The organism is Teichococcus deserti (assembly GCF_001982615.1).
GTDB lineage: Bacteria > Pseudomonadota > Alphaproteobacteria > Acetobacterales > Acetobacteraceae > Pseudoroseomonas > Pseudoroseomonas deserti.
Genome location: NZ_MLCO01000515.1, coordinates 1 through 2871 on the forward strand (window position 1 = coordinate 1; position 2871 = coordinate 2871).

Genomic DNA, 2871 nt, shown 5'->3' on the forward strand with positions numbered 1-2871 from the left:
GCGGGGGCCGGGGCCGGCTGGCGCAGCAGCGCGGCCAGGTCATCGGGCAGCCGCGCCTCGATCACCACGGCGGCGCCGTCGATCTCGACCATGGCGCCGGACAGCAGCCGGGTTTCCAGCTCGACCCCGCGCGGCGCCGGCTCGACCAGGCGCAGCGTCTCCCGCGCACGGTGCAGCGCGGCGCTGCGCAGCGCCTCCAGCACCTCGGCCCGGGTCAGGCGGATGGTGTGGTTGACGAAGAACGGGGCGGCGACGCCCCCCGTTCCTGTCATCGCGGGTCCCTGCAGGGAGGGCGCCTGCAGCGCTGCGGCGGAGGCGGCGGCCAGGCTGGTGGCGGGGATGGCCGCGGGCGCGGCGGCAGCGGGGGTACCGGTCATGGGGAGGGCTTCTCCTTCCTTGAATGACGGGGCCTGGCGTGACACGGCAGCCCTGCGAGGCGCGGCCGATCCCGACGGCAACCCCCGGTTTTTAGCAGCTGCGCAACCGCAGGACCACTTCGCTGATCGAGAACATCGTAAAGCAAAGCCTGACGGCACCGGGCCGGCATCGCCATCCATGCGAAAAAATATCGCAGAAAAATTGCCTTCGTGCATTTTTGCGTCTGGCCGGAAGAGCGAAAAAAGTCTAAACGAAACCCATCGGAGCCCTGGTCCGCCCTCGCGGATGGGCGTAGCGGGAGCAGGCAGGGCATGGCGCGGGTGACGGGAACCGCACGCAGGACGGCCAGGCGCGGCACGGCGACGGCCCAGGGGATGGGCGCGGGCCCGCAGCAGGGCGGCCGCATCGTCCAGCTTCAGGGCCAGGCGGCGGACGGACCGGCCTTCTCGATCGAGCTGGTGACGCCGGCGACCGCGACCGAGCTGCTCAGCCGCAAGCGTCCCAGCGCCGGCGACAATGCCACCGCCATTGCCGCCTATGCCGAGGCGATGCGCGAAGGCCGCTGGATCCTGAACGGCATGCCGCTGATCCTGTCGCGCGGCGGCGTGCTGCTGGACGGGGTGCAGCGGCTGCGCGCCTGCATCCGTGCCGGCGTGCCCTTCCTGACCGTGCTGGCGCAGAACATTCCCGACGACGTGCTGCACACCATCGACCAGCAGCGCCGCCGCTCCTTCGCCGGCGTCCTGGAAGCCCGCGGCATCCCGCATGCCCATGCTCTGCAGTCGGCCCTGGTCAAACTGATCCGCTATGACGACGGCAAGATGCTGCGCGGCGCCGGCACCGCCAGCTGGTCGCGCATGGACCGCGTGCTGCGCGCCAATCCCGACCTGGAGCAGGCGGTGAAGATGTCGCTGGAGAGCGAGGCGACGGCGCTGTCGGAAGCCGTGCGCACGCCGCTGCTCTTCATGGGCTTCCGGGTGGACAAGGGGGCGACGCGCCGCTTCCTCGACGCCATCGCCTGGCCGGAGAAGCACAGCCCGATGGAGCCGGGCGCGCGCATCCGCGACCTGATCGACATCACCCGCGGCGACCCGGCGACGCGGCTGAAGCCGGTGACGCTCTTCGCGCTCTGCATCAAGGCGCTGAACGCCACCATCGCGGGCGAGCCGCAGCGCAGCTACACCTGGATCGACCGCACCGCCAATCCGACCAAGGGCGAGGAGTTCCCGGCGCTCGCCGGCTATCCGGGCCTCGACGATCCGGGGATGGAAAGCGAGACCGAGGAGACCGCCCGCAGCCTGCAGGAAGCGGTCGAGCGGCTGGCGTCCGAGGAGAACGTCTTCCCGCTGGCGATCGAGAGCATCTCGCCGCAGCAGGCCGAGGCGTACCTCGCGCATAACAGCCGCAACCGGAAGATCGTGGCGGCGCATGTCGATGCCATCGCCCGCGACATCCGCGCCGGCAACTGGATGATGAACGCGCAGCCGATCTGCTTCAGCCGGTCGGGGCGGCTGCTGAACGGCCAGCACCGGCTGTCGGCGGTGCTGCAGGCCGGCGAAGCGATCGAGGTGCCGGTGATGCGCGGCCTGCCGGAGGAGGCCTATGCCACCTACGACATCCACGCCAAGAAGGGCCCGCAGCTGGGCGCCGCCTTCGACCATTTCGGCGACCGCCCGCTGATCGCCGCCGCGGCCGTGCTGCTGTGGAAGCACGAGCTGAAGCCTGCCGGCACGCGCAATGCCAAGCCGACCCCGGCCGAGGTCATGCGCATCGTCGAGCAGCATCCGCGCCTGCTGGAGATGCGCACCTTCGGCCGCAAGATGATCGAGTTCGGCCGCGGCTCGGTGCTGGCCTATGCCGCCTATTGCATCGAGCGCGACGACCCCGAGCTCGGCCGCATCTTCGTCGAGCGTTTCGAGAGCGGCGCCGACCTGCCGCGCGGCCACCTGATCCTGGAGCTGCGCAAGCGGATGCAGATCCTCAGGCGCGAGCGCACGAGCCAGGAGGAGCAGCTGCGCGAGCTGCTGCAGGCCTGGGCCCGCTTCAAGGAGAAGCCCGATCTGGAGCGGCTGGGCCGGCCGCGCGGCGAGGCCTAGCCGGCCCGCGGCTGCAGCAGCTGGGGCTTCAGCAGCTCCATCTCCTCGGCGCGCTGCTCGGCCTTGCGGGCGGCCGCCAGTCTTTCTTTCTGTTGGTGCTGCTCGAGTGCCAGCTCGAGCCGCTTCAGCTGCGCGAAATTGTCCCGAAGCTGCTCGCGCAGCGATTCCTCCACCATGGCGCGACGCCGCAGCTCGAACTCGAGCCGGCGGCGCTGGCGCTCGGCGGCGCGCAGCCAGACGGACCACAACGCCATCTCCGCCGCGTCGCCGCGGGCGCGCTGGGTCTCGCGGGCCAGCACCGCGCCATGCGCGGCGATCGCCTCCTCCTGCGTCAGGCGATCGCGCTCGGCGGCGGCCAGGGCCACGCGGCAGGCATCGGCGGCCTGGCGCGCCAGGC

General features: G+C 71.3%; 3 protein-coding genes. 1 reads left to right on the forward strand and 2 read right to left on the reverse strand.

From position 1 onward, the window contains the following. Window positions 1-377: hypothetical protein (locus BKE38_RS29630; RefSeq protein ID WP_207553734.1), on the reverse strand; the 377-nt coding region annotated here is incomplete at its 3' end. Between the two features lie 375 nt (window positions 378-752). Here BKE38_RS29630 and BKE38_RS29635 point away from each other — a divergent pair. Beyond that, window positions 753-2474, forward strand: a complete 1722-nt coding sequence (locus tag BKE38_RS29635) for a hypothetical protein (RefSeq protein WP_242662624.1) — start codon at window positions 753-755, stop codon at window positions 2472-2474. On the opposite strand, the gene BKE38_RS29640 is transcribed toward BKE38_RS29635, so the two are convergent. Continuing rightward, window positions 2471-2871, reverse strand: a 401-nt coding sequence (locus BKE38_RS29640; RefSeq protein ID WP_076960666.1) for a hypothetical protein, incomplete at its 5' end; no start/stop codon positions are given. The two genes, BKE38_RS29635 and BKE38_RS29640, sit on opposite strands and share 4 nt — an antisense overlap.